Origin of the sequence: Ruminococcus albus AD2013, assembly GCF_000526775.1 — a bacterium.
In the GTDB taxonomy this organism is placed as follows: Bacteria; Bacillota; Clostridia; order Oscillospirales; family Ruminococcaceae; genus Hominimerdicola; species Hominimerdicola alba_A.
This window is the reverse complement of the sequence record NZ_JAGS01000001.1, coordinates 2,542,093-2,566,902: the sequence shown is the minus strand read 5'-3', so window position 1 is coordinate 2,566,902 and position 24,810 is coordinate 2,542,093. Positions and strand designations below refer to the sequence as shown.

25 protein-coding genes are annotated in these 24,810 nt (G+C 47.4%); 17 read left to right on the top strand and 8 right to left on the bottom strand.

The features are described from left to right. Nucleotides 1–145: 145 nt before the first annotated feature. From N773_RS0111415 to N773_RS0111380, 8 genes are all read right to left on the bottom strand, one after another. Entirely contained in the window at nt 146–1,249 is a 1,104-nt protein-coding gene (locus tag N773_RS0111415; RefSeq protein WP_024857910.1) for a phosphonoacetaldehyde reductase, read from the bottom strand. Nucleotides 1,250–1,705: 456 nt separating this feature from the next. Further along, nucleotides 1,706–2,038: a DUF1292 domain-containing protein gene (locus tag N773_RS0111410; RefSeq protein ID WP_024857909.1), complete on the bottom strand. Its 333-nt coding sequence runs from the start codon at nt 2,036–2,038 to the stop codon at nt 1,706–1,708. A gap of 2,144 nt (nt 2,039–4,182) precedes the next feature. Then, complete coding sequence (locus N773_RS0111405) at nt 4,183–4,749, bottom strand: site-2 protease family protein (RefSeq protein ID WP_024857908.1); 567 nt, start codon at nt 4,747–4,749, stop codon at nt 4,183–4,185. A gap of 40 nt (nt 4,750–4,789) precedes the next feature. Next, nucleotides 4,790–5,767, bottom strand: a complete 978-nt coding sequence (locus N773_RS0111400; RefSeq protein ID WP_242840381.1) for a biotin--[acetyl-CoA-carboxylase] ligase — start codon at nt 5,765–5,767, stop codon at nt 4,790–4,792. Continuing rightward, on the bottom strand, nt 5,767–7,107 hold the full coding sequence (locus N773_RS0111395) for a GH25 family lysozyme (protein WP_024857906.1): 1,341 nt from the start codon (nt 7,105–7,107) through the stop codon (nt 5,767–5,769). The genes N773_RS0111400 and N773_RS0111395 overlap by 1 nt, the downstream gene beginning before the upstream one ends. Beyond that, on the bottom strand, nt 7,104–7,535 hold the full coding sequence (locus N773_RS0111390; RefSeq protein ID WP_013499681.1) for an acyl-CoA thioesterase: 432 nt from the start codon (nt 7,533–7,535) through the stop codon (nt 7,104–7,106). Before N773_RS0111390 ends, N773_RS0111395 begins: the two co-directional genes overlap by 4 nt. A 421-nt stretch (nt 7,536–7,956) precedes the next feature. Further along, the gene (gene hisA, locus N773_RS0111385) at nt 7,957–8,730 is read right to left on the bottom strand and encodes a phosphoribosylformimino-5-aminoimidazole carboxamide ribotide isomerase (protein WP_024857905.1); all 774 of its coding nucleotides are present in this window, start codon (nt 8,728–8,730) and stop codon (nt 7,957–7,959) included. Nucleotides 8,731–8,745: 15 nt separating this feature from the next. Then, on the bottom strand, nt 8,746–9,282 hold the full coding sequence (locus tag N773_RS0111380) for a hypothetical protein (protein ID WP_024857904.1): 537 nt from the start codon (nt 9,280–9,282) through the stop codon (nt 8,746–8,748). A gap of 252 nt (nt 9,283–9,534) precedes the next feature. Here N773_RS0111380 and N773_RS0111375 point away from each other — a divergent pair, with 252 nt between their 5' ends. From N773_RS0111375 to N773_RS0111290, 17 genes are all read left to right on the top strand, one after another. After that, a complete protein-coding gene (locus N773_RS0111375) occupies nt 9,535–11,475 on the top strand; it encodes an aconitate hydratase (RefSeq protein ID WP_013499683.1) in 1,941 nt (646 codons plus the stop codon). Nucleotides 11,476–11,601: 126 nt separating this feature from the next. Then, complete coding sequence (locus N773_RS22260) at nt 11,602–11,778, top strand: hypothetical protein (protein WP_155250887.1); 177 nt, start codon at nt 11,602–11,604, stop codon at nt 11,776–11,778. A gap of 24 nt (nt 11,779–11,802) precedes the next feature. Beyond that, nucleotides 11,803–12,879, top strand: a complete 1,077-nt coding sequence (locus N773_RS0111365; RefSeq protein ID WP_024857903.1) for a DUF456 domain-containing protein — start codon at nt 11,803–11,805, stop codon at nt 12,877–12,879. Between the two features lie 6 nt (nt 12,880–12,885). Further along, nucleotides 12,886–13,068 (top strand): hypothetical protein, encoded by a 183-nt coding sequence (locus N773_RS20170; protein ID WP_043537861.1) that lies wholly within the window; start codon nt 12,886–12,888, stop codon nt 13,066–13,068. An 83-nt stretch (nt 13,069–13,151) separates the two neighbouring features. Next, the gene (locus N773_RS0111355) at nt 13,152–14,366 is read left to right on the top strand and encodes an NADP-dependent isocitrate dehydrogenase (protein ID WP_024857902.1); all 1,215 of its coding nucleotides are present in this window, start codon (nt 13,152–13,154) and stop codon (nt 14,364–14,366) included. Nucleotides 14,367–15,114: 748 nt separating this feature from the next. After that, nucleotides 15,115–15,639, top strand: coding sequence for a translation initiation factor IF-3 (gene infC / locus N773_RS0111350; protein WP_024857901.1), 525 nt, complete (start codon nt 15,115–15,117; stop codon nt 15,637–15,639). 24 nt (nt 15,640–15,663) lie between these two features. Then, complete coding sequence (gene rpmI / locus N773_RS0111345; protein ID WP_024857900.1) at nt 15,664–15,864, top strand: 50S ribosomal protein L35; 201 nt, start codon at nt 15,664–15,666, stop codon at nt 15,862–15,864. Nucleotides 15,865–15,914: 50 nt separating this feature from the next. Further along, nucleotides 15,915–16,268: a 50S ribosomal protein L20 gene (gene rplT / locus N773_RS0111340; RefSeq protein WP_002847137.1), complete on the top strand. Its 354-nt coding sequence runs from the start codon at nt 15,915–15,917 to the stop codon at nt 16,266–16,268. 152 nt (nt 16,269–16,420) lie between these two features. Further along, nucleotides 16,421–17,236, top strand: coding sequence for a TrmH family RNA methyltransferase (locus tag N773_RS0111335; RefSeq protein ID WP_024857899.1), 816 nt, complete (start codon nt 16,421–16,423; stop codon nt 17,234–17,236). A 1-nt stretch (nt 17,237) separates the two neighbouring features. Further along, nucleotides 17,238–18,377, top strand: coding sequence for a DNA-processing protein DprA (locus N773_RS0111330; RefSeq protein WP_024857898.1), 1,140 nt, complete (start codon nt 17,238–17,240; stop codon nt 18,375–18,377). A gap of 111 nt (nt 18,378–18,488) precedes the next feature. Beyond that, nucleotides 18,489–20,594, top strand: a complete 2,106-nt coding sequence (gene topA, locus N773_RS0111325) for a type I DNA topoisomerase (RefSeq protein WP_024857897.1) — start codon at nt 18,489–18,491, stop codon at nt 20,592–20,594. Nucleotides 20,595–20,698: 104 nt separating this feature from the next. Then, nucleotides 20,699–21,061: a GNAT family N-acetyltransferase gene (locus N773_RS20165; protein WP_024857896.1), complete on the top strand. Its 363-nt coding sequence runs from the start codon at nt 20,699–20,701 to the stop codon at nt 21,059–21,061. 403 nt (nt 21,062–21,464) lie between these two features. Beyond that, on the top strand, nt 21,465–22,787 hold the full coding sequence (trmFO, locus tag N773_RS0111310; RefSeq protein WP_024857895.1) for a methylenetetrahydrofolate--tRNA-(uracil(54)-C(5))-methyltransferase (FADH(2)-oxidizing) TrmFO: 1,323 nt from the start codon (nt 21,465–21,467) through the stop codon (nt 22,785–22,787). A gap of 4 nt (nt 22,788–22,791) precedes the next feature. Next, complete coding sequence (locus N773_RS0111305; RefSeq protein ID WP_024857894.1) at nt 22,792–23,004, top strand: hypothetical protein; 213 nt, start codon at nt 22,792–22,794, stop codon at nt 23,002–23,004. Continuing rightward, nucleotides 22,967–23,365, top strand: coding sequence for a hypothetical protein (locus N773_RS0111300; protein WP_024857893.1), 399 nt, complete (start codon nt 22,967–22,969; stop codon nt 23,363–23,365). Before N773_RS0111305 ends, N773_RS0111300 begins: the two co-directional genes overlap by 38 nt. Before the next feature lie 63 nt (nt 23,366–23,428). Then, the gene (locus N773_RS0111295) at nt 23,429–24,160 is read left to right on the top strand and encodes a hypothetical protein (RefSeq protein WP_024857892.1); all 732 of its coding nucleotides are present in this window, start codon (nt 23,429–23,431) and stop codon (nt 24,158–24,160) included. Beyond that, entirely contained in the window at nt 24,160–24,798 is a 639-nt protein-coding gene (locus N773_RS0111290) for a hypothetical protein (RefSeq protein WP_024857891.1), read from the top strand. The genes N773_RS0111295 and N773_RS0111290 overlap by 1 nt, the downstream gene beginning before the upstream one ends. Nucleotides 24,799–24,810 lie beyond the last annotated feature (12 nt).

Here is a 24,810-nt window from a genome sequence, read left to right as displayed (position 1 = left end):
ACATAAGACCCCCGAGTCCTCTTTTTTTGAAAAGGGCTTGGGGGGTGCGCACTGAAACAGCTTATTTCACCAGTTAATATGGTTTTTACTCTGATGTTCGGATATGGTTAGAGGATGCTGCGGCTGCAACAGCTCCTTTTGGATATTACAAAACTATCTGTTTGTACAAAGCGAAAATGGTGTCTTTGTCGAGTATGACGGGGTGATTTTTTAGCCGCTCGGCATTTACCGAGGATACCAGCAGTTCGATATCACCGTCGGCAGCTTTTGGTGCTGAAAGTCCCAGACTATCCACCAGAGTGCCGAAGCTTTCGGCAGCTGATGATGCTGTGTCACAGCCCATGATGTGTGCCAGTTCATTCAGCATTTTTTTGAAATACTCCTCGCCGCGGGCATCTTTGCAAAGCGAAGTATTTTCTGCCATGAAAGGGAACAGCGCCTTTACACACAGCGCAGCGGCGTGTCCGTGGGCAAGACCGTATTTCGTAGTAAGTTTGTAGCACATTGCATGACCTGCTGTTGTAGCGGTGATATTTATGGCTTTGCCCGCTATGTTTGAAGCTTTCAGCATATCTGCATTGCCTGCATCTGTGTTGGCGAGATATCCGCCCATTGACGAGAATATCATTCTTATGGCTTCCTCTGCATATGCCTGACTTTCCTGAGTTGAATGTACCGACCAGTAGCTTTCAACTGCGTGACACAGTGCGTCAAGCATGGTGGCTTTTTTCTGATAGTCGGGGAGCGTTTTCAGAACAGCAGGGTCGAACATCACTGCTGTTGGTATACAGCTTTCGTCCGTTACCGATACCTTGTTCCCGTTGTGATAGATTATCGCATAGCGTGTAGCTTCACTGCCAGTGCCCGCTGTTGTTGGCACGGCGAAAAATTCAATATCGTTTGGGACTATCTTCTGGGTGATATAATCTGTGCTGTCGTCCATGGTCACATACATCTTTATACATTTAGCGGTGTCCATTGCCGAACCTCCGCCAATGGCTGCTACCATATCACAGCCTGTTTCTATATAAAGTTTCACACCTGCCAGAACCGATGTATAATCGGGATTAGGTTTGAAATCGGAAAAACGCACGACCTCGATACCTGTGCGTTCGTGAAGTTCACTGAAGTATCTTCCGATCGCAAGCTTATCCATGGACCTGCCGCCGACCAGAAATATCCGGTTTGCACCTGTATCTCTGAAATAAGCATCGAGGGCTTCAGTACTGTTGCCAACTATCCTCTGCATTATGTTACCTCCCTGTACCAAAATATACGATCATATATTTTGGTGTTAAATTATATCAAAAGAAAAGCTGACAGATCATAAACCTGTCAGCTCTGTTTTTAAGATAAATTGCCGCCTTGCCGTCGCATAGAATGTAAACCCGCATCAATGTGCAGGGTGGGTAAAACGACCTTTCAGCCTCATGATCCCTTCGTCCGTAGACCGAACGGCAAATGCGGTTCGGGCGGGAGGTCTTCAATCATCGGAAAGAGTGCGAATCCCTTTTAATAAGTGTTGGATTTAAAAAGCTATGCTTGATCGAACAAGGTAGCAATCAAAAACCTTGTTTTCAGGAGTTTTCCGCTCCTTTGATCTGTTTACATTATACCATAACCTATCGTAAATTTCAAACGGTAATTTAGACAAAATAGCGTCTGAAAAATTGTACATTATAAATTATTGGAAAATGCGGGAGGCTTATTCTCCCTCTTCTTCGTCGTCCTCGAAATCGAACATCTCGTCCAGACGCTCTTCAAAAGCTGCGCCTACACGGTCGAACAGATCCTCGTCCTCGATGGAAGCCAGTATCTCTTCACCGGTCTCGTTATCGTACTCCGCCTTCAGTATCACCAGCAGCGAAGCTTCGTCAAGTATCTTGTCGGCATTATCTTCCTCATAAAAAGGAGTAAGCGCATAATATCTTTCGCCCTCAAAGTCCATGCAGTCCAGCAGTTCAAAAGTCTGCTTGTTGCCGTCCTCATCCATCAGCTCATAAAGATCGGGGGTGTATTCATTCTTCTGCTCGTCCATACCTAATGACCTCCTTTAAGACCAGATGCGGCATTTTTTGACCGCCGCAACATTTATATTATACTACAAATGGCAAAATAAGTCAAGCGGTTTTTTCTGAAGGCTCTGTAACTCTTTTCTTTGTAAGTTAAATATAAAAATTATAAAAATGTTGAAAAAAACTATTGACAACTAACAAGAAATGTGGTATAGTATATTCAAGGAAAAGGAAAGCAGATAAAAATCAATAAGGCGGTGGCGGAGATGAGCCTGAGGGCACGTTGTTATCGCCGGGTCTTGATAATAAAGCTGATAGTTCCTTAGAAACGAGATCAACATGGGACAAAGTAAAGGTACCGCAGTTAGTGCAGGACGAGGGTCCATCTTACAAAGCAGTACAGACTCCGTGAGATCTTAATTCATTTGAAAGGAGCGAGTCCGATGGATGTAAGCGAAAGCCTTGTGAGTATTCAGGGCTCGTGCATCTCTTGATTACCGGGAACAGGACTCAGGCGTATGAACTGACAGTTCCGGACAGTGAAGTTAATTAAGCGAGAGATAAGCGGGTCGGCAGAAGGCATTACCAATTCGTTTATACAAGGCGGATACTCAAAATCTTAAAATTGAATATCTCCGTCGTGAACGGGGAAGTTTAATATCGATCAGGAGTGGTGCATAGTGCACGACATAGATTTCTGAATTTTTGAACGGAGGGAGTGAGTCCGCAGTTCTATTCAGCTTAGCTTCCGAGCGAGAGGAAGCACTCCGATGATGGCGCGTGAAGCGCAAATTTAACCGAAAGGCGTAATTCCAATGGCATAAAAGTTGATTTGATACTGTTACGGCGAGATGCCGAATACAATATTAGGTTTGGGAGTGATGCATTTTGAAGATGCAGAGCAAACTGCTGAGAATTTGAGAGTGAGGAGTGAGTCCCAAGTACAACGCAGCTTCGTTCCTGAGCTAGAGGAACATCCCGAATTTAGCGTGTAAGCGCAAATCTACTGAAAGGAAACAGTACCAATGGCATAGTTGGTTTTTGATTTCGATTTTAATGTACGGCAGAAAATGCCGCATATCTTATAATAGGGAGTGGTGCATTATGAAAATGCGCTCAAGACTGCTGAATATCTGAAAGCGAGGAGTGAGTCCAAAGGGTGTAGCAGCTTAGCTTCCGAGCTATGGGAAGCGTCCCGACTTTGGCGCGATAAGCGCAAATCAACCGAAAGGAAAGATACCAATGGCATAGTTGCTTAAACTACAACTATAATGTACGGCAGAAAATGCCGCATATCTTATAATAGGGAGTGGTGCATTATGAAAATGCGCACAAGACTGCTGAATATCTGAATGTTAGGAGTGAGTCCAAAGGGTGTAGCAGCTTAGCTTCCGAGCTAAAGGAAGTGTCCCGACTTTGGCGCGATAAGCGCAAATCTACCGAAAGGAACGGTACCAATGGCATAGTTTGAAAATGATCCGGCCTTGGCGGACAGTGAGTCCGCAGCACGTTAATCATATAATAGGGAGTGGTGCATTGTGAAAATGCGCACAAGACTGCTGAATATCTGAAAGTTAGGAGTGATTCCGAAGGTGTATGCAGCTTAGTTCCGAAGCTTTAGCGGAACGTCCCGATGTTATAACGCGTGTGCGTTAAATTTATACGAAAGGTTTTGAACCAATGGCTTGATTTTAATTTTCCGCTGATGCGGAGTGAAATACATAAAATATATTGAAAGGTAGTAAATCCGATGAGAAGTTAAGTTTTTTCCCGACAAAAATTTATTCTTACCGAAAGGAAATTAGTTCCGATGGAAATTTGATAAATGACCTGCGCGTTTGTTTTGAGTTTACTTGCAGTGCGGGTAAAGGATTTTCAGATTTACTGATATATTTTATAAACGAAAGGATCAAAGTCCAATGGCTTGATATGGATCAATATGAGAGCTGCCGAGAGTTTTCGGCGGCTCTCTTTTAATGTGTCCCGATGCAGTGCGGGCGCATAGTATATAAAAACGGCTCACAGCTGTGTCGGTGCAGGGTGGAATAGTTATCCCGTGAAAAGCCCGTTCTATCCGATACGGCAGCTTGTTTTTTGCATGGCTGATATCACAGTCTATAAATACAGCGGACGGAGTGCAGTGGATCTGCATTCCGTCCGTTTTGTGTTATGTATTATCGGCTGTTTCCGCTGCGAGAGCAAATGCAAAAGTTATCAGCAAACTTATGCTCACCGACCCGCGCATAGCCATAATAATTATCAGCATCGCGGTGAGGATAATGAAAGTGAACCTTACCGCCCTAAGTCCTTTGCCCTCTGTCAGGAGTTCAAGGGCTCTGCCACCGTCGAAATATCTGAAAGGCAGAAGATTGAACGCCCCCAGCAGAAGATTTATCTGCACGAATGAAGTCATACCGTGTGTCAGCAGCCACGCCCATGCAAGCAGAAAATTAACTCCGCACCCCGCAAGCAGTATGGCAAGATCTTTGCCGAAACTGTCTATCCTGCCCTTTTGGGGTGTTATGCGTATCCCGCCGCCGTAAAGGGTTACAGCCTCGGGGCGCCGCCCGAATATCAGCATGAAAAAAAGATGTCCGCATTCGTGAAGACAGCAGCACAGCAGTGCTGTCAGCAGACTGCCCTCATCGCAGCCTGTCAGCAGCACCAGTGCAATCACAGCAGGAAAGCTGAAGCTTATCCCTAGCTGTACGCCGCCAACGCTGATACGGAACATTTTCATCACCCTTAGTTATACTATTCAGGTGATGTTCTGATTATTTCCTTTTTCTGATACTTATCTCGCCGCTTGATATGGTATCCTCGGTGCCGTCCTCATATTTCACTATAAGTCGGCATTTTTCGTCGGCATCGATAAGCTTTGCGGGAGTTATCTCACTGCCGCGTATAAGGTTGATATCCTCGCCGCGCCACATCAGCCTGCTCTGGTATCCCTGCAAAAAGCTGTTTTCTGAAAGCTTATTGTAATAGTTCATGAAGTTTTCCAGTACCAGCGCCGCCAGTCGGTTGCGGACGTCGTCTGCGGGAGTATCAAGCACGGCGCCTGCAATATCCTTTATATCCTCGGGAAAACCGCCCTCGGGCTCGTAAACGTTTATTCCTATACCACAGACAGCGTAGTCAAGTCCGCCGTTTTCAAGGCTGAAAGCGGCTTCAGTGAGTATGCCGCATATCTTTCTGCCGTCGATATACACATCGTTGACCCACTTGATATCGGCTTTTCTGCCGCTTATTTTTTCAACTGCATCAGCTACTGCCACAGCTGCCGCGGTGGTTATGCGGACGGCATCGGCGGCTGTCATTTCGGGTCGTAAAAGAATACTCATGTACAGACCTGTATCTGACGGCGAAAAGAATTTTCTTCCCAGCCTGCCCTTTCCGCCTGTCTGCATACCTGCGATAACGGCAGTTCCTTCGGGTGCGCCTTCTGTGGCAAGTTCACGAAGACGGGTGTTGGTGGAATCCGTTTCTTTGTAGACCGTCAGGCTTATTCCGCTGTTGTCGGAGAGATATTTTTCTATCCCTGCCGCGGACAGCATATCAGCGCTGTCAAGACGATATCCCCTGTTTGTTACAGCGGATATATCATAACCCTCACTTTGCAGTTTTTTAACAGCTTTCCAGACTGCACCGCGGGTACAGCCCAGACTGTCGGCTATCTCTTCGCCCGAAAGGTATCTGCCCCTGTTCTGTTCAAACAGTTTAATAAGTTCGTTTTTTACAGCCAATCCCATCACTCTCCCTGAAGCACGTTGAGGTCTACTGCGCCGTTTATGCCGTCGATACGGCCTGTGCCGCAGCGCTGCCAGATGTACCAGTCGCCCTCATAGGTAGTCTCTTCCACGTAATGTGCTACCCATATGGGTCTGTTGTTTTTGTTTTCCCAGAAAAGTTCAAGGAAGTTCTTACTGCTGTAAAGCATGGAAGCATAGCCGTTCTTTTCAAGTTCGCTTGCAAAGGCTTCGTATACCTCGGAAAGGTCATGTATACTCATGCCATAGTGCTGGAAGTTCTGGAATTCTTCCCAGTCGAAAGCAACAGGGAAGTCCAGCTTGTGGCCGTCAAGAGTTTTGATTATTTTCTTTGCGGTGGCACGTGCGCCCTCGATGGTTGTATCGGTGGAATAGAAATATACCCCGACTTTCAGCCCTGCTTTTGTTGCGCCCTCGATGTTATTATAATAGTACTCGTCAAGGTCGGTGCCGCCCGATTCGCCGTAGCCCATTCTGATTATCACGAACTTACAGCCTGATTCGGCAACGGCATCAAAGTCGATATCGCCCTGCCAGCGGGAAACGTCTATGCCGAACTCTCTGCCGTCGGCACTGTAATTTTCAACAAAGTCGCCGAAGTATATGGGGCTGTCATCGTAGGAGGTATCATCTGATGAAGATGATGGCACGCCCACATTCACATTTATGTATCTGGTGAGTCTGTTGCCGTTTGAATCATCGATGTACAGCGTCAGAGGATAACTGCCCTCTGCCGAGGTATCAACATCGCCTTCGACCGTAAGCGATGGTGCGCGGTCGTAGTTATCGGCATAGCTTACGTACCCATCGATATCGAAAGAGTCTCCGACATTCAGGGATATATCGTCGCCCAGAAGCATTACGGGCGGTGTGGTATCCACCACGTTATACTTGACTTTCTTCTCGGCTTCACCGCCGTCGAGTTCCATTCTCAGGGTGACTTCATGTTCGCCGAGTTCATTGGCGTTAAGAAGTTCATCGCCGTTTTTGAGTTTGGCGTTGCTGTCAAAAACAAAGTCTTTCAGCCTTATCTGCTGATATACTTCTACCGTATCCATGCACCCCACATTTATCATGTCGGGGTCGGCTTTTTTCTTCTTTGCGGAGGTTGTAGTTTCGGGCTTGCTCTCGTCCTTTTTTGCGACAGTGGTCTCGGCAGGCTTTTCCTTTTCTTCAACGATTATCTTGCCCGACCTGTCTTCACCGGCTGTGGTCTGTTCATCGGTGGTCACGGCGGAGATATCATTGTTCTTGGTTTCGATATCCGCTCCGCAGGCTGACAGCATAAGTGCCGCCGCTGTTATGGCTAAAGCTTTTTTCATTCGCCCTTATCCTCCAGTGCTTCCAAAAGGTTCTCGTACAGTTCGGGATACTTCTTCTGCATACGTATCGGGCGCAGATCTGTACCCGTGAAGCAGTGTTCGGTAACTGCGGTAAGTGCCAGCTGACCTGTTGTGAGGTTATTGACCTCGTATTCCAGCTTGAATCTGCAGCCGTTGAAGCTGAGAAGTCTGCATACTACTTCAAATTCGTCCCCGAACCTGACAGGATATTTATACTCACATGAAACGCTCAGCACAGGAGATACAATGCCCTGCTTTTCGGTGAACTCAAATGGACAGCCTGCCTGTTCCATCAGGTCTATCCTTGCTTCCTCCAGCCAGCGTACATAGTTAGAATGATGGACGATATCCATTCGGTCTGTTTCATAATAATATGCCTTGCGGCGGTAGGGTTTATATTCTTTCATTTTTATGTTCCTTCTTTCTGTTGAGTGCCGTTTGTTCGGACGTTCTTTTTGACGTACTGCGGGGGTGACGCCCCTCTCTACGTTCGGGTCGAGTCGTCAAAGGCACTGTCGCTGTTTGACGACGAGCGCGGGCAATATTTACGCACTTAGTTTGTGCGGGTGTCAAAGATTTGCTTACGCTCGGGATTTTGGTATTGCCCGCGCCGTATGGTCGGGAGATAGTCTGCTATTGCTTGATTGTTGCCGCGTCGCTTTTGTGCCTTGACCGAGAGGCTCTGCCTCTAACCATCAGCTTTGCTGATGGTGTGCTCTCCGCAAGCCTTTCGCGAAAGGCTTGACCCAAAGCTCTTCTCCTTGGCATTCTATCCTAAGTACAGCAACGTTATCTCCCTGCCAACAATTATGAATTATGCATTATGAATTATGAATTGAATCGTGCTGCTTTTTCAAAACTCATATTTCCCCCGAAGATATCGAGGGCGCTTCCTATGGTGAAATCCACCCTGCCTTTGCCCAGCACTTTAAGCTTTTCAAGGTCATCAAAGGAGGATATGCCTCCTGCATAGGTGGCGGGCATATCTTCGATATCTCCCAGCATACGTGCAACATCATCCTCGATGCCATTTGCCTTGCCTTCAACATCTACTGCGTGTATAAGGAATTCATCACAGCTGTTTCTGAGACGTTCGATCGTCTCGGGGCAGAGTCTGGTATCGGTGAACTTCTGCCATCTGTCGGTGACAATGTAGTAATCCTCTCCGCGCTTGCGGCATGAAAGGTCAAGCACAAGCCTTTCCTTGCCAACTGCGTTTTTCATAAGTGTGAGGTTATGTTCATCTATCTCGCCGTTCCTGAAAACGAAACTTGTAACGATAACATGGCTTGCACCTTTGTCAAGGAAACCTGCGGCGTTTTTGTCGTTTATACCTCCGCCTATCTGCAAGCCGCCCTCAAAGGAACTCAGTGCGGAGTACGCCTGCTGTAGATCTTTTTCATAAAACTCGCTGCCGACGGGGTTCAGGATTATGATGTGTCCTCCGGTCAGCCCGCGGCTTTTGTAGAGTTCGCCGTAGTAGCTTCCGTCCTGTTCGGATACGAAATTATCCTGTGCTTTATTGCCTTTATCCGCAAGGCTTCCGCCGACTATCTGCTTTACACAGCCGTTGTGGATATCTATACATGGTCTGAATCGCATACGCTCATACCTCCGTTACATTGACCTGAAATTAAAATAAACGAACCTGTGTGTGACATCGTTGAAAAGCAGTCCGTTTGCTGTTGAACCTGTATTTTTAGGCGAATACGCTATCACGGTATAATCGCCGATATAATCATCGATGATCTCATCAAAGGGCAGATCCATCGGGAAATCGTCAAGCTCATATTCGGGATCGTAACAGTCCTCGGCGTGTCTGCCTGCCCATTTTGACTGGCTGTGTTTTGCTATCTCCTTGGCGAGGTACTCCTCAAACATTTCCTCGGGGACATAATAGCTCCTCAGTGCGATGCGCACACCCAATGTTTTTCGGAGGTAGAGGTTATCCTGCAAGGTCTGCGGCGGTTCGTCCTCGCTATTGAATGTACCGCCGTCGGCAAGAAAACTTTCAAGATCGTCATAATGCTTACCCGAGAGCTTTGTATTCGGCACAAGGATCCCCGCCAGTATGACAACGGCTACAATGCAAAGTATCACTATAAGTATTCTTGCCCTTATCTTCATCATCTTCTTGATAATCGACAGTGTCATCACCCCATTTTTCCACAAGATATTATACCACACCATGTAATATATGTCAAACCTGTTACGCGGCATAAGAAAAATATAAAAAATTTTCACACACCTGCCCCCGCCGTGTGAGAAATACCCAAAAATACTGAGGAGTGCTTCGGGAACGTGTTTTTATCTTGACATAAAACCCATTCTGGTATATAATAAATAATGTATTGTTATATATAGAGGGCATACGACCTCGATCATAAAAATGGAAGGAAGTTTTTTATGGGACTTACACTTACTGAAAAGATTCTTAAAGCGCACCTCGTTGACGGTGAATTCGTCAAGGGTCAGGAGATAGGTATCCGCATTGACCAGACTCTTACTCAGGACGCTACCGGCACTATGGCTTATCTTGAATATGAGGCTATGGGCGTGCCCCGCGTAAAGACCGAGAAGAGCGTGGCTTATATCGACCACAACACTCTCCAGTCGGGCTTTGAGAACGCTGATGACCACAGATTCATCGGTTCTGTCTGCAAAAAGCACGGCATCTATTTCTCCAGACCCGGCAACGGTATCTGCCACCAGGTACATCTTGAAAGATTCGGTATCCCCGGCAAGACCCTTATCGGTTCTGACAGCCATACTCCTACAGGCGGCGGTATCGGCATGATCGCTATCGGTGCGGGCGGACTTGATGTTGCTGTTGCTATGGGCGGCGGCGCTTACTACATCACATACCCCAACATCGTAAAGGTGAACCTGACAGGCAAGCTGTCTGCGTGGGTATCCGCTAAGGACGTTATACTGGAAGTTCTCAGAAGACTTTCCGTTAAGGGTGGCGTAGGCAAGGTAATAGAGTATTGCGGCGAGGGCGTTAAGACACTGTCCGTTCCCGAGAGAGCTACCATCACAAACATGGGCGCTGAGCTGGGTGCTACTACATCTATATTCCCCTCTGATGAGATCACACTTTCCTTCCTGAAAGCACAGGAGAGAGCGGAGGTATGGACAGAGCTGAAGGCTGACGATGACGCTGTATACGATGAAGTTATCGACATCGACCTCAGCAAGCTGACACCTATGGCAGCATGTCCTCACAGCCCTGACAATATCAAGACGGCAGAGGAACTCAGCGGCATGAAGATCGATCAGGTATGTATCGGTTCATGTACAAACTCCTCTTATGTTGATATGATGAAGGTCGCTCATATCCTCAAGGGCAAGACTGTTCACCCCGATGTATCTCTGGCTATAGCTCCCGGCTCCAAGCAGGTGCTGAACATGATCGCAGAGAACGGCGCACTGGCTGATATGATCGCAGCAGGTGCAAGAATACTGGAATCCGCCTGCGGCCCCTGCATCGGTATGGGTCAGGCTCCTAACTCAAAGGGTATCTCTCTGAGAACCTTCAACAGAAACTTCCTCGGACGTTCGGGAACTAAGGACGGTCAGATCTATCTGGTATCACCTGAGCTGGCTGCTGCTTCCGCAGTTGCAGGTGTTCTCGTAGACCCCAGAACTCTCGGCGATATGCCCGAGATCAAGGTGCCCGAGCACTTCAAGATAAACGACAATATGGTAGTGCCTCCCGTAGCTGAGGCTGATATGGACAGCGTTGAGGTACTGAGAGGACCCAACATCAAGCCTTATCCCGAGACTGCTCCTCTGGTTGAGAGCATAGGCTGTCAGGTATCACTGAAGGTTGGCGACAACATTACCACCGACCACATCATGCCCGCAGGTGCAAAGATACTCCCTCTGAGATCGAATATCCCTGCTATATCCCAGCACTGCTTCACAGTATGCGACGAGGATTTCCCCAGAAGAGCAAAGAACATGGAGAAGTCTATCATCGTTGGCGGTTCAAACTACGGTCAGGGCTCATCAAGAGAGCACGCAGCGCTTGCACCTCTGTATCTGGGCATCAAGGCTGTACTTGTCAAGAGCTTTGCACGTATCCACAGAGCTAACCTCATCAATGCAGGTATACTTCCTCTGACATTTGTAAACGAGGCTGACTACGACAAGATCGAGCAGGGTGACGAGATCGAGATCGCTAATGTACGCGCTGATATCGAAGCAGGCAAGACTCAGCTGACTGTTGTAAACAAGTCCAAGAATGTTGAGATACCCGTTCTCTGCGAACTGACAGGCAGAACCAAGGATATCATACTTGCAGGCGGTCTGCTTGACTACACAAGAGAGCAGCTCTCCAAGTAATATAGAAGATAATAGATCGGTCTGCGGGGCGTATCGTCCCGCAGATGTGATGTTTTTTGTGACGGGCTATCGCAGGTGCGATGGTCTGCCAGAGAAAACGATAATGCTGGTCGTGGAGGAACAGAAATGGGTGTAAACAGAATGCCGGCTATTATAATAGCATTGGTGCTTTGCGGTGTTATATTCATCGTACTAAAACTGATTTTCCCGAACAAGAGCAGCACATGGTACATGAACAGGATAAAGATAATCGCAAGTATCATACTTCTTGCTACAGGTCTGATACTGGCACTAACACGTTAAAGAATTATGAAACGGAGGGATATCATGCCCGATAGTAAGATGAGCAGGCGCCGGGTGGATATGGCTGACCTTATGGGTACAGACGATATGCCGCTTGACGATGAATACTTTGAAGAGAAAATAAAGGAAATGGGAGATATCCCTGCGAAAAGCATCAGCCGTGCAAGGATGAAAAAGCCCGAAGAGAATATAGCTTCGCTGGCTGACGGCAAGGTCGAGCTGGGAACGACCCGCGACGATAAGATGAGCAAGCTTTTCGGCACTGATGATATCAGATTGGACGAAGAATTCTTTGAGGAAAAGATAAAGGAGATGGAGGAGAACAAACCTCCCGTACAGGAAAAACAGCTTACCGAGTATGAACAGTGGATCGAAGACGGTCTGAAAAAAGATAAGGGCTACGGCACTAAGGATTCATATGAGGGTGAGATACCCGAGGAGAAGGACAGCTACGCGGGTTCGGTATATGAGCAGTATGACAAGTGGCAGGAAGAGACCACTGCGCTGATACGCGGTCTGAAAGCCCGTGACAGCATCAATGAAGCCCGTGATGAGAATATCCATAAAGCACTGTTCTTTACAACGTTTTTGAAAAATAACGGTAATTACTCGGGTGATCCGAGTGAGATAATCGGTATGATAAAGACTGCGGTGTGGTATATACTCACATCTGCGGCTATGCTGGGCGCATTTTACTGCTTTGGTGCAAAAGGCGCAGACCTCATGATACCCTGGGGGATAGGCGGCGTTATCGGCGCGATAATCCGCTATAACGGGAAAGAGAACTACTCCATCAGCGAATCCATGGTGATGGGTGCGGTGGAGATAGGCATACTCGGCGGACTGGTTGTAACATGGCTGCTGAGTCTTCTGCCTTTTGTTAATGATGATATCCCTATGCTGCCGGTGGGCATAGTGCTTGGCGGTGTAGGTGCTTTAATAGCTGAATTTATTAAACTGAGAAAGACGCTTGCACGTCCTGCAAAGGAATGTTTCCATAAAATGGTGCCATTCGCTGTCGCAACCGTGTTCTTCGTAGTGGCGGCGATATTTGTTACCATGGTTTTTGCAGCGATGCGCAGGGCTGCACGAGGATTGTAGAACATTATGAGAGTAATTGTGATTTTGCTGATCTGTCTTGTGATAGTCGGTATAATAAGGCTGGTTGTCGAAAAGATCATGCCAAACAGGGATAAGAAATTTTATCATGCGATCGTAAGAGTAGTATGGGGCATTATGGTGGTTGTGGTAATGCTTTCGACTTATGGCTGCAACGGAAAGCTGAGCTGACGGCTGATCTGTTTTAAGATAATATGGGAAATACGGTGGGGTGCGCCCCTGCTGTTTGCAAATTAGTAAGGAGGGCTATTTTTATGGCTAAGATTCAGATGAAAACACCGCTGGTCGAGATGGACGGCGACGAGATGACAAGAATAATCTGGCAGGAGATAAAGGACATACTGATAACACCGTATGTTGATCTCAAGTCGGATTACTATGATCTGGGACTCGTTCACAGAAACGAGACAAACGATCAGGTAACTGTTGATTCCGCAAACGCTACCAAGAAATATGGCGTTGCAGTTAAGTGTGCTACCATAACACCTAACGCTGCAAGAATGACTGAGTATAACCTGAAAGAGATGTGGAAGTCACCTAACGGCACTATCCGTGCTATGCTTGACGGTACTGTTTTCAGAACACCTATACTCGTTAAGGGCATCACTCCCTATATCCCCACATGGACAAAGCCTATCACCATCGCACGTCACGCTTACGGCGATGTTTACAAGAACGTTGAGATGAAGTGCCCTGCAGGTGCCAAGGCTGAACTGGTATGCACTGACAAGGACGGCAACGAGACCCGTGAGACTATCTACAACTTCGAGTGCGACGGCGTTATACAGGGTATGCACAACAAGTCTACATCTATCGCTTCTTTTGCAAAGAGTGTTTTCAACTTTGCGCTGGATACCAAGCAGGACGTATGGTTCGCTACAAAGGATACCATCTCCAAGAAATATGACCACACTTTCAAGGATATCTTCAATGAGATATTCGAGAATGAGTACAAGGCTAAGTTTGAAGCTGCAGGCATTGAGTACTTCTACACCCTTATCGATGACGCTGTTGCAAGAGTAGTACGTTCCAACGGCGGCTACATCTGGGCTTGCAAGAACTACGACGGCGACGTTATGAGCGATATGGTAGCTACTGCTTACGGCTCACTGGCTATGATGACTTCCGTACTGGTATCGCCCGATGGTGTATACGAGTTCGAGGCTGCACACGGCACAGTTCAGAGACATTACTACAAGCACCTGAAGGGTGAAGAGACTTCCACAAACTCTGTTGCAACACTGTTTGCATGGACAGGCGCACTCCGCAAGAGAGGCGAACTGGACGAACTGCCCGAGCTGGTTAATTTTGCTGATTGTCTGGAAAAGGCAACCATCAAGACCATCGAAGACGGCATAATGACAGGTGATCTGTATCTGCTCTCGAAGCTGGAGAACAAGCAGAAAGTCAACACAGAGGACTTCCTGAAAGCAGTTGACGAGAGACTGAAAGCAAAGCTCGGCAAGTAATATATTATATAAAGCGGGGAGTGTCTGCTCTCCGCTTTTCTCAATTCATAATTCATAATGCATAATTCATAATTGTTGGCAGGGCAACAACTTAGCTGTACTTGGGATAGAATGCCAAAGAGATAAAGCGCGCGGTCAAGCCTCGCGCTAGCAGGCTTGCGGAGAGCACACCATCAGCAAAGCTGATGGTTAGAGGCAGAGCCTCTCGGTCAAGGAGCAAAAGCGATGTGAACACAACCAAAGCAATAGCACACAAAAGCAGTGTCCATGTCAAAAAGCGGGCGGTCACAAAAAATTATAGGTACACAAAATGATTGACCATCACACCCACGCTGGGCGAATGACCGCCCGCGCCCGTCATCAAACAGTGAAGCGTTTTTGATGACTCGACCCGCAAGGGGCGACACGGTCAGTCGTAGTTCGTCGTGATAGAATAGATGCGAATATACTATATTTATTCCTGCATAATATATTGACAGGAAAGAACATGATGTGATAAAATACTTGTATTGGTAAATCGGGAGATTTAAAGCGTATAACAAAAAATTTACAAATGCCCCTTGACAAATGTCGGCAAGGGTGATATAATTAATCAGTAAACAAAGCAGAACTATTCCGTTCTCACCTCGAGCGCCTGCGGGCAGCGAAAAGGTCGCAGTGATAAATACAAGGCAGTCAGCTGCCTGATATTGATATCATTACGGGTACGGAGCGTTCTGTGCCCGTTTAATTTTTATTTTGGAGGTGCTTGACTATTAGCAGCAAAGAACATCAGCTCAACGAAGAGATCAGAGACAAGGAGCTCAGAGTCATCGACGTTGACGGAGCACAGCTCGGTATACTCAGTGCGGAGGAAGCATTGAAGATCGCATTTGAAAAAGACCTGGATCTGGTTAAGATCGCGCCGCAGGCTACACCGCCTGTCTGCAAGATAATGGATTACGGTAAGTTCCTGTTTGAGCAGCAGAAGCGTGAGAAGGAGCAGAGAAAGAATCAGAAGGTCATCGAGATAAAGGAAATAAGAATGTCCTCTACTATCGACACCCACGATTTTGAGACTAAGGTGAATCAGGCGATAAAGTTCCTCAAGGGCGGAGATAAGCTGAAGGTGTCCGTAAGATTCCGTAAGCGTACCGTTGCACACCCCCAGTTCGGTGAAGAACTGCTGGTGAAGTTCAAGGAAGCTGTATCCGAGGTGGGAGTTGTTGATAAGCCTTCCAAGATGGAGGGGCGCAGCCTGGTAATGTTCGTTGCGCCGAAAGCAGGCAAGTAATAAGTTTTAAGGAGGATAAATCAAATGCCTAAGATCAAGACACATTCGGGCGCTAAGAAGCGTTTCAAAGTAACAGGTACCGGCAAGGTAAAGTTCCAGCACGTTAACAAGAGACACAGACTCAATCAGAAGGATCACAAGAGAAAGAGAATTCTGAGAAACGCAGCTTACGCTGACGATACCAATATAGCAAACGTAAAGGCTCTTATCCCTTACAAGAAGTAAGACGAGTTGTAGGGAAGTAAAATCAGTAATAATTCTAGGAGGTAATAACTATGGCTCGTGTTAAGGGAGCAATGATGACTCGTAAGAGAAGAAATAAGACACTGAAGCTTGCAAAGGGCTACTTCGGCGCTAAGAGCAAGCATTTCAAGATGGCTAAGCAGGCTGTGATGAAGTCCGGTCAGTATGCTTACATCGGCAGAAAGCAGAAGAAGAGAGATTTCAGAAGACTCTGGATCACAAGAATCTCTGCTGCTTGCAAGATGAACGGCATCAACTACTCGTCCTTCATGAACGGCGTTAACAAGGCAGGCATCAACCTGAACAGAAAGATGCTTTCCGAGATCGCTATCAGCGACCCCGCAGGCTTCACTGCAATAGTTGAGAAGGCTAAGGCAGCTCTTTAATAGTAAAGAAACACGCAGGTCGTAATCGGCTATGCGTGTTTTGTTCTATAATGAGGGCAGAATGTCATTGTAACTAATTTGTAATATTTGTATAAATCGTTACGATGGCGTTGAAAAACTTTGTCTAAAATAACGAGAGGAGGTGCGTTCGTATGGTGATAACTTCAAAGGATAACTCTAAGATAAAGCAGCTGGCGAAACTGTATTCAAACCGCAAATACCGCCGTGAAACAGGGCTTTTCGTGATAGAGGGCATAAGGGGCTGTGTTGATGCGCTGGCAGACAGTACTCTGAACGGCGGCAATATGGAGATAGATGGCATATATTATCTTGAAGAACTGTTTGAGGGCGTTTGCAGCGGATACAAGCCCGAACTTGAACTTCTTCCGGAGGATAAGAGATTCATTATAACCCGTGAGATAGCCGATAAGATAAGCGATACCGATGCCTGTCAGGGGATATTCGTGACGGCTAAGATGCTTGATAAGCCTTTTTCGGAGGATACGCTCAAAAGGGGCGGAAAGTATCTGATACTGGACGAACTTCAGGACCCCGGCAATCTGGGGACTATGATACGCACCTCGGACGCTGTGGGGCTTGACGGCATAGTGCTGACGGGCAACTGCGTTGACCTCTACAACCCCAAGACAGTGCGCTCGGCGGTGGGCAGTATGCCAAGAGTGGATATCTTTGTGGAGAGGGACTTTGAGAGGGTCGTTGAGGCTTTTAAGCTGAAAGGCATACCCACGGCGGCGGCTGTTATCGACGGCGGTACTGAGATAAGGCAGTATGACTTCTCAAAGGGCTGTGCTGTGGTGATAGGCAACGAGGGCAGAGGGCTGACCTATGACCATGCAGAGATGTGCAGCAATAAAGTAACGATAGCTATGCACGGACATATCGACTCACTGAATGCGGCTACGGCGGCAACCATCTTCCTGTGGGAGATGACAAGAGCGGAGGGCTGATATGGACAGATACAGCAGTCTGATGTGGCTTGAACTGGTTTTCGGTGTTGGCGGAAAAAGGCTGTGGCAGGTGATTTCAAGGGAGGATGACCCTTGGGATGTCTGTCAGCGGGTGAAGTCAGGCGAAGCAGAGGGTCTCAGTGACAGCGAGAAAGACAGGGCGGCGCAGATAAGCTTTGATGAAGCCGAAAGGCTGATAAGCCGCGTGCATGAACTGGGACAGCATACTGTGTGCATAGGGGATGAAAACTATCCGAAAAGGTGGTATGAACTGAATGATGCACCTTCACTGGCGTTCTACTGCGGAGATATAGGCATAGCAAATGACAGCACGGTGATACACACTGTGGGTACGAGAGAACCATCGAAGTACACCCTTTCGCTGATAAACGTGCTTTGTGCAGACCTTGCCCTGAGAGGGTTCACAGTATCCTGCGGGCTGGCTGAGGGTTCTGATACCTGCACGGCTGAAACTGTTCTCGGGAGAGAGGGCAGATTGCTGGCGGTGTATCCCACTTCACTTGACAGGGAGTACCCGAAGAATGCGGGTGAGCTAAAAGAAAAACTGGCTGAGAGAGGTCTGCTGATAAGTGAGTATCCGCCTGAATACAAGGGTCAGATGAACTTCCGCAGGCGCAACAAGCTGGCTGTGGCGCTGGCTTCTGCGGTGGTGATAACAGAAGCCTCCGAGGACAGCAAGGGGCTGGATAACGCTGTGCGTGCTATGAATACGGGGAGACCTGTACTGGTGGTGCCGCCTCATCTCTTATACAGCAAGAGGTATTTCGGACAGAGAGATTTGCTGAGGAAAGGCTGTATACCCATATTCGACGGAGAAGATGCTGTAAGGGTGCTGGCTGAAAGGCAGGAGATATCTGCTGAGAGGTATGGACTGAAAGCGGGTGTCAGTGATGTTCATACCGTGCAGAAGCAGGAGAGCGCCAAAAAGCCCCTGCGTGAGCTGAACAGCACCGAAAGTAGGATATACGAACTTTTAAAGGAGAAAAGCCCTATGTCACTTGATGAGATGACGGCAAGGAGCGGACTTTCGATGATGGAAGTGCTTACCTGTGTGACAGGGCTTGAACTGGAAGGGATAGTGGTGTCACTTCCGGGTAAAAGATACGAATTGGATCTATGATTCACAGCGCATGACAGGAACTATGAATATCTGTGTGATGTTCCTCAAAAACCCATTATTCGGTCACGTACTGTGAAGCATAAATTAGATCAGGAAACGGAGTAGAAAAAATTGTCAGATCTTGTAATTGTAGAGTCGCCCCACAAGGCGAAAACTGTAAAGAGATATCTCAGCGGTGATTACGAGGTAGTGGCGTCCATGGGACACCTGAGAGACCTGCCTAAATCAAAGCTGGGTGTCGATATAGATAATGATTTTGAACCCCAGTATATAAATATCAAGGATAAGGAGAGCCTTATCAAGGAGATAAAGAAGAAAGCCAAAGCAAGCGACCACGTTTATCTGGCGGGAGACCCTGACCGTGAGGGAGAGGCTATAAGCTGGCATCTTGCACAGCTGCTTGGGCTGGATATGAACGACAAGAACCGCGTAACATTCAACGAGATAACCAAGAGCGGTATAGATGCGGGTATGAGCAATCCCCGCACCATCGACCTCAATCTTGTTAATGCACAGCAGGCAAGACGTATACTTGACAGGATAGTGGGCTACAAGCTTTCACCCTTCCTGTGGAGGAAGATAAGGAGAGGTCTTTCTGCGGGCAGAGTACAGTCTGTTGCGGTGAAGATGATATGCGACAGAGAGAACGAGATACGTGCCTTTGTATCACAGGAATACTGGTCGATAGACGGTATGTTCTTTGCAAACGGGAGCAAGAAAGCATTCGCCGCAAAGGTGGATACGGTAGACGGTGTAAAGCCCGACCTGAAAAGCAAGGCTGATGCTGATGCGGTGCTGAAAAGGCTTGACGGTGCAGAGTTCGTGGTGGACAAGGTTAAGAAGAGCGTGCGCAAGAAGAACCCTGCCGCACCTTTCACGACTTCCACGTTACAGCAGGAAGCTTCAAGAAGACTGGGCTTTCAGGGCAGACGTACCATGAAAGCGGCTCAGGAGCTGTATGAAGGTCTTGATATCAAGGATATGGGGCCTACGGGTCTTATAACCTACATGAGAACAGACAGCCTGCGTATCTCCGACGAAGCAAGGGCAGCAGCCTATGACTTCATCAAGGAGAAGTACGGTGATGCATATATCCCCGAAAAGCCAAGGGTATACAAGACAAAGGGCAGCGCGCAGGACGCTCACGAGGCTATACGTCCCACAAACCCTGCCATAACCCCCGAGCTTGTAAAGGCAAGCGGTGTCACAAACGATCAGTACAAGCTTTACAAGCTTATCTGGGAGAGATTCATAGCTTCGCAGATGGCTAACTGTACTATGGATACCATGTCGGTGGATATAGCGGCTAACGGCGTTATGTTCAAAGCTACGGGCTATTCGGTGAAGTTTGACGGCTTTACCGTGCTTTATGAAGAGAGCAAGGATGAAGAGGAAGAGAAGAAGAACGTACTTCCTCCGCTGGCAAAGGGCGATAAGCTTACTCCCAAGGAGATACTTGGCAACCAGCACTTCACACAGCCGCCCCCGAGGTATACCGAAGCTACCCTTGTAAAGGCATTTGAAGAAACAGGTATAGGCAGACCTTCTACCTACGTTACCACGGTGACTACCATCATCAACCGCAACTACGTTGAGCGTGACGGCAAACAGCTGAAGCCCACAAGTCTGGGTGAAGTTACCAACGAGCTGATGAGCGAGCATTTCGACAAGATAGTTGATGTGAAGTTCACGGCGAACATGGAAAAGAGCCTTGACGATATCGAAAGCGGCAAGATAGGCTGGGTAAAGACCTTGCAGAAGTTCTACAAGGAGTTCGACAGCGAGCTTGGCACGGCTGAAAAGGAGATGGAGGGCAAGCGCGTTAAAGTCCCCGATGAAGCCACCGATGAGGTCTGTGAGGTATGCGGAAAGCCTATGGTGATAAAGATAGGCAGATTCGGCAAGTTCATGGCGTGCTCGGGATTCCCCGACTGCAAGAACACCAAGAGGATAGTTCAGGAAACAGGCGGAGACTGCCCATTCTGCGGAAAGAGGGTACTGCTGAAGAAATCCAAGAAGGGCAAGAAGTACTACGGCTGTGAGAACAATCCCGAATGTTCATTCATGACATGGGATATACCCACCGAGGAGAAATGTCCCAGATGCGGAAGCACACTGTTCCAGAAGGGCGGAAAGAACGGCATACTCATCTGTCACAAGCAGGACTGCGGCTACCAGAGAAGTCTTTCGGGCGAGAGTGCGGAGAGCGGAGAATAAGCTGTGGTGAATATCCGCAGGGCGGTACGCAGTGACAGTGAAAGTCTTGAAAGGCTGTACACTCAGCTTGAAAAGGACGCTGTGTACTGCCTGAGCATTTTGTCATGAGCGGCAAGGGCGCAAGGATAAGCGATGGGCTGTTTGAAAGCGATACCCAGGCGGTATATGTGGCAGAGGTCGGCGGCGAAGTCGTGGGGTTCGTGCATATACTGCTGATGGAATCGAAAAACATAGCCTGCCTGAAACGCGAAAAGAACGTGTACATACAGGACATGGTCGTTGATGAAAAGTACCGCAGTAAGGGTACAGGCACTTTGCTTATGGGTGCTGTAAAACAGTACGGCAGAGATCACGGTGCATCTTTTGTGAGAACGCAGGTGTTCCCGAAGAACGAGGACGGTCTGAGGTTTTACCGCAGGAACGGCTTTGAAGTGACCATGCTTACTGTGGAAGTGCCCCTTGGGTGATGAAAAGGAATTTACTGCAATATCCGGCAAACGCTATGCAGTAAAATAATTCTTTGAATAAATTGACAAAAGTTGACACAAAAATGTCAGGAAATTAAAGCCCGATTTTACGCGGTTTGAGGGTTGAAAATGACTTTACTGAATAAACTGACAGGGTAAATGTATTTTTTGAAAAAGTACATAGTAGCTATTTTTAAAGAATTACCATATATTGGTAATTTTAATATAATTTTTTAGTTTCATCGTACCCCTGTCAGAAAAGTCAATTTATTCCAAAACAGGGCTGAAACGCCGTAATTTCGGGAAATCTTTTTCTGACACATGGGTGTCGATCAATGTCAGGAAATTCAATAAATTGTTTAGCACACTAAAGCAAGACTTTTGATAATAAGGAAATCAATAAATGAGTGAAAAAGTAAAAGTTATAGGCGCGGGGCTGGCAGGCTGTGAGGCTGCGTGGCAGCTGGCGAGAGCGGGCATTGACTGCGAGCTTTATGAGATGAAGCCCAAGAAGTTCACCCCTGCGCATAAATACAAGGGCTTTGCGGAGCTGGTATGCTCCAATTCGCTGAAAGCCGACAGAGTTGAATCGGCGGCGGGTATGCTGAAAGAGGAGATGCGCAGACTTGGTTCGGTGACGATGGAATGTGCCGAGCTTGCAAGAGTTTCCGCAGGCGGCGCACTGGCGGTGGACAGAGAGAAGTTCTCTGACGCTGTTACTGAGCGCATACGGAACAATGAGCATATCACTGTAATCGAGGAGGAAGTTACGGAGATACCCGAGGGCAATGTCATCATCGCAACGGGTCCCCTGACCTCTGACGGTCTGGCGGATAGCATAGGAAAGCTCTGTGGAGAGTATCTGTATTTCCACGATGCCGCCGCACCTATCGTGACATTTGAGAGCATAGATATGGAAAAGGCATTCTTTGCTTCACGCTATGGCAGGGGCGATGCGGATTACATCAACTGTCCCATGGACAGGGATGAGTACGAGCGTTTCTACAACGAACTCATCAACGCCGAGAGCGCACCGCTGAAAGAGCATGACAAGGAGCATTTCGCAAAAGACGGCTTTAAGGTATACGAGGGCTGTATGCCCGTTGAAGTGCTGGCAAAGCGCGGCGAGGATACACTTCGCTTCGGACCGCTGAAACCTGTGGGACTGAGAGACCCGAGAACAGATAAGCGTCCCTGGGCGGTGGTACAGCTGAGGGCTGAGAACACTGCGGGGAGTATGTACAATCTGGTAGGCTTCCAGACAAATCTTAAATTCGGTGAGCAGAAGAGAGTATTCTCGCTTATACCGGGTCTTGAAAATGCAGAGTTCATGCGCTACGGTGTCATGCATAGGAACACTTTCATAAATTCCCCTAAACTGCTGAATGAGCAGTTCAATATGAGGGAGAGACCTTCCCTTTACTTTGCAGGGCAGATGACAGGTGTAGAAGGCTATATCGAGAGTGCGGCAAGCGGAATATTCGCAGGGCTGAACATGGCAAGGCAGATACAGGGACTTTCCCCCGTGAGCCTGCCCGAGACAACCATGCTTGGGGCACTCAGCAAGTATATAAGCTCCCCCGATACAGAAAATTTCCAGCCTATGGGCTGTAATATGGGCATACTACCCGAATGGGGCGAGCGCATAAAGGATAAGAAGCTGAAATACAAGCTGTTGGCTGAGAGAGGTCTGGCAGACCTTGATAAATGCATAGCGGAGCTGTGATTATATGGGTGGATTCATTCTTTTTTTTGCTGTGGCTGCAGCCTTCCTGCTTATAAATCTGTCAAGGATATATCTTATAGGGAAATTTATAAAAGGTCCCAAAAAATTTATAAATGATGTTGCACAGGGTGAAGAGAGCAAAACGGTAAAAACTTCCGTTTTTGGCAGCAGGAATGTATATGATGATACTGGCGCTGTTCAAAGTGGGTCACGGTGAAAAGCTTTACACCGAAATCCCCGAAGGCGGCGGAACGATAACATTACTGTTCATGGGGTGTGTATTTGTATTTTTCACGATATTAAAATTCACCTATAACGAAGAGCGGGAAGCGAAGTTTTTTGTGAAACGGGGGCTGTTCTGCTGGCTGACAGGTGTTATAATAACCGCTGCGATGGTGCTGTTCAATTACGGCATGATGATTGAACCGGATAAATTCACAGGCTTTGATGAATACACTTGGCATGAGATGCTTACAAAGTGCATACCGTGTTCGCTGATAGGTTCCCTTATCATACTGACGGTGCTGATGGCACTGCACATCTTTATACAGTATAAGAGATTTTACAGCAAGTACTGACAGTATGCGCTGTGGATCATATCATTGATGAAAAACAAAGACTTACACGGATAGGTGATATATATGGATAAAAAGATATTTGTTGTGATAGCGGCTGTATGCATTATGCTTGCAGGCTGCGGTGATAAAAAGGATACACCGAAAACAGGTAATGATAAAAAAGTCGCAGGGGGCGCAGTTACCAAGGTGACTACCCAGGAAGAGGACGAAGCCGCTGAAACGACAGAAGCTCCCAAGGAAACGGAAGCACCTGCCGAAGAGGGCGAAGAACAGGGTCCCACAGGGGCTGACAGCTATGAGCACAGCCTGACAAAAACCTTTGCGGATAAGCTTGATGCCAGAAATTTCTCGGTGACTTATGTACAGAACGATATTGACGGCGGTGAGGGAATGCAGCTTCAGTATGAGGAGACTTTAGAGGTCAACGGCACAGGAGGACACCAGAATATCATCAACGCAGATGGTTCGATAAACGAGATATTTATCGTTGACGGTGCCTGCTATCAGGCTGATGCGGAAAGCGGTGAGTTCCAGATGACTGCCAGAGGTCATGTCATGAGCGATCTGTGCTCCATGGTGCTCGGCTTTTCACCTGCCGAATCTGAATTTAAAGGTGCCGAGACATACAGCGACGGCACTGTGCAGGAAACTTTCGTTGATGAAACTAATGATACATTCGTATGCACATACGCTGACGGCGACCTGATATCCTGCGAAAGTTCAGGATACCTGCGCGATTACAAGGCATTCACCGAGGGCGGCGTAGCTGAGATAAAACTGCCTGAGGGCAATTGATGGACACAATGAGAAAAGTTCTGATATATCTGACCGCGGCGATGATGAGCTTTGCATTATCGGGCTGCGGAGCCGTAAAGGTCGCAGATAAATATGAGGACAGCCTGACGAAAGCTTATATCGAAAAACTGGATGGCGAAAAGCTCACGGTCAATTTAACTGTTACCATTGATTATGACAAAGAGAAAATAGGCGACGACAGTTATTCGCAGTTACTTGAAGTTAACGGTGAAAACAGGCATCTTTTTGCAAGCTTGGAAAGCGGCGATATTGAATTCTATCAGATTGACGGTAAGACATGGAGAGTCGATGCCAAAAAGAAGGAGATACATCCTCTTGACGGAAACGGCAATTTCGGAGCGGACAATGCAGACACTGTTTTGAAAGAAGCGCCCGAAAGCGATGATTTTGTTTCGGCAGAAAAAGATACAGATGGGAACATTCGGGAAACATTTGATATTGACGGGACCGTGAAAGTTTTTACTTATGATGGAAAAACGGGCGAACTTATAGATATGGAATATAAAACAGATTCTATACCCGGTGACAATTCAGCCGTGATAAAGTTAACAGTGAACAGCTTTAAAGAGGGCTGCGGCGAGATAAAACTACCCGAGGGGTATACGATGATAGATTGATATGGCTCGGCT

Excerpts from the sequence above, each read along its gene's own strand:
- N773_RS0111415 (WP_024857910.1), bottom strand. The coding sequence starts at position 1,249 with ATGCAGAGGATAGTTGGCAACAGTACTGAAGCCCTCGATGCTTATTTC.
- N773_RS0111410 (WP_024857909.1), bottom strand. The coding sequence starts at position 2,038 with ATGGACGAGCAGAAGAATGAATACACCCCCGATCTTTATGAGCTGATG.
- N773_RS0111405 (WP_024857908.1), bottom strand. The coding sequence starts at position 4,749 with ATGTTCCGTATCAGCGTTGGCGGCGTACAGCTAGGGATAAGCTTCAGC.
- N773_RS0111400 (WP_242840381.1), bottom strand. The coding sequence starts at position 5,767 with ATGGGATTGGCTGTAAAAAACGAACTTATTAAACTGTTTGAACAGAAC.
- N773_RS0111395 (WP_024857906.1), bottom strand. The coding sequence starts at position 7,107 with ATGAAAAAAGCTTTAGCCATAACAGCGGCGGCACTTATGCTGTCAGCC.
- N773_RS0111390 (WP_013499681.1), bottom strand. The coding sequence starts at position 7,535 with ATGAAAGAATATAAACCCTACCGCCGCAAGGCATATTATTATGAAACA.
- hisA (WP_024857905.1), bottom strand. The coding sequence starts at position 8,730 with ATGCGATTCAGACCATGTATAGATATCCACAACGGCTGTGTAAAGCAG.
- N773_RS0111380 (WP_024857904.1), bottom strand. The coding sequence starts at position 9,282 with ATGACACTGTCGATTATCAAGAAGATGATGAAGATAAGGGCAAGAATA.
- N773_RS0111375 (WP_013499683.1), top strand. The coding sequence starts at position 9,535 with ATGGGACTTACACTTACTGAAAAGATTCTTAAAGCGCACCTCGTTGAC.
- N773_RS22260 (WP_155250887.1), top strand. The coding sequence starts at position 11,602 with ATGGGTGTAAACAGAATGCCGGCTATTATAATAGCATTGGTGCTTTGC.
- N773_RS0111365 (WP_024857903.1), top strand. The coding sequence starts at position 11,803 with ATGCCCGATAGTAAGATGAGCAGGCGCCGGGTGGATATGGCTGACCTT.
- N773_RS20170 (WP_043537861.1), top strand. The coding sequence starts at position 12,886 with ATGAGAGTAATTGTGATTTTGCTGATCTGTCTTGTGATAGTCGGTATA.
- N773_RS0111355 (WP_024857902.1), top strand. The coding sequence starts at position 13,152 with ATGGCTAAGATTCAGATGAAAACACCGCTGGTCGAGATGGACGGCGAC.
- rpmI (WP_024857900.1), top strand. The coding sequence starts at position 15,664 with ATGCCTAAGATCAAGACACATTCGGGCGCTAAGAAGCGTTTCAAAGTA.
- rplT (WP_002847137.1), top strand. The coding sequence starts at position 15,915 with ATGGCTCGTGTTAAGGGAGCAATGATGACTCGTAAGAGAAGAAATAAG.
- N773_RS0111335 (WP_024857899.1), top strand. The coding sequence starts at position 16,421 with ATGGTGATAACTTCAAAGGATAACTCTAAGATAAAGCAGCTGGCGAAA.
- N773_RS0111330 (WP_024857898.1), top strand. The coding sequence starts at position 17,238 with ATGGACAGATACAGCAGTCTGATGTGGCTTGAACTGGTTTTCGGTGTT.
- N773_RS20165 (WP_024857896.1), top strand. The coding sequence starts at position 20,699 with ATGAGCGGCAAGGGCGCAAGGATAAGCGATGGGCTGTTTGAAAGCGAT.
- trmFO (WP_024857895.1), top strand. The coding sequence starts at position 21,465 with ATGAGTGAAAAAGTAAAAGTTATAGGCGCGGGGCTGGCAGGCTGTGAG.
- N773_RS0111305 (WP_024857894.1), top strand. The coding sequence starts at position 22,792 with ATGGGTGGATTCATTCTTTTTTTTGCTGTGGCTGCAGCCTTCCTGCTT.
- N773_RS0111300 (WP_024857893.1), top strand. The coding sequence starts at position 22,967 with ATGATGATACTGGCGCTGTTCAAAGTGGGTCACGGTGAAAAGCTTTAC.
- N773_RS0111295 (WP_024857892.1), top strand. The coding sequence starts at position 23,429 with ATGGATAAAAAGATATTTGTTGTGATAGCGGCTGTATGCATTATGCTT.
- N773_RS0111290 (WP_024857891.1), top strand. The coding sequence starts at position 24,160 with ATGGACACAATGAGAAAAGTTCTGATATATCTGACCGCGGCGATGATG.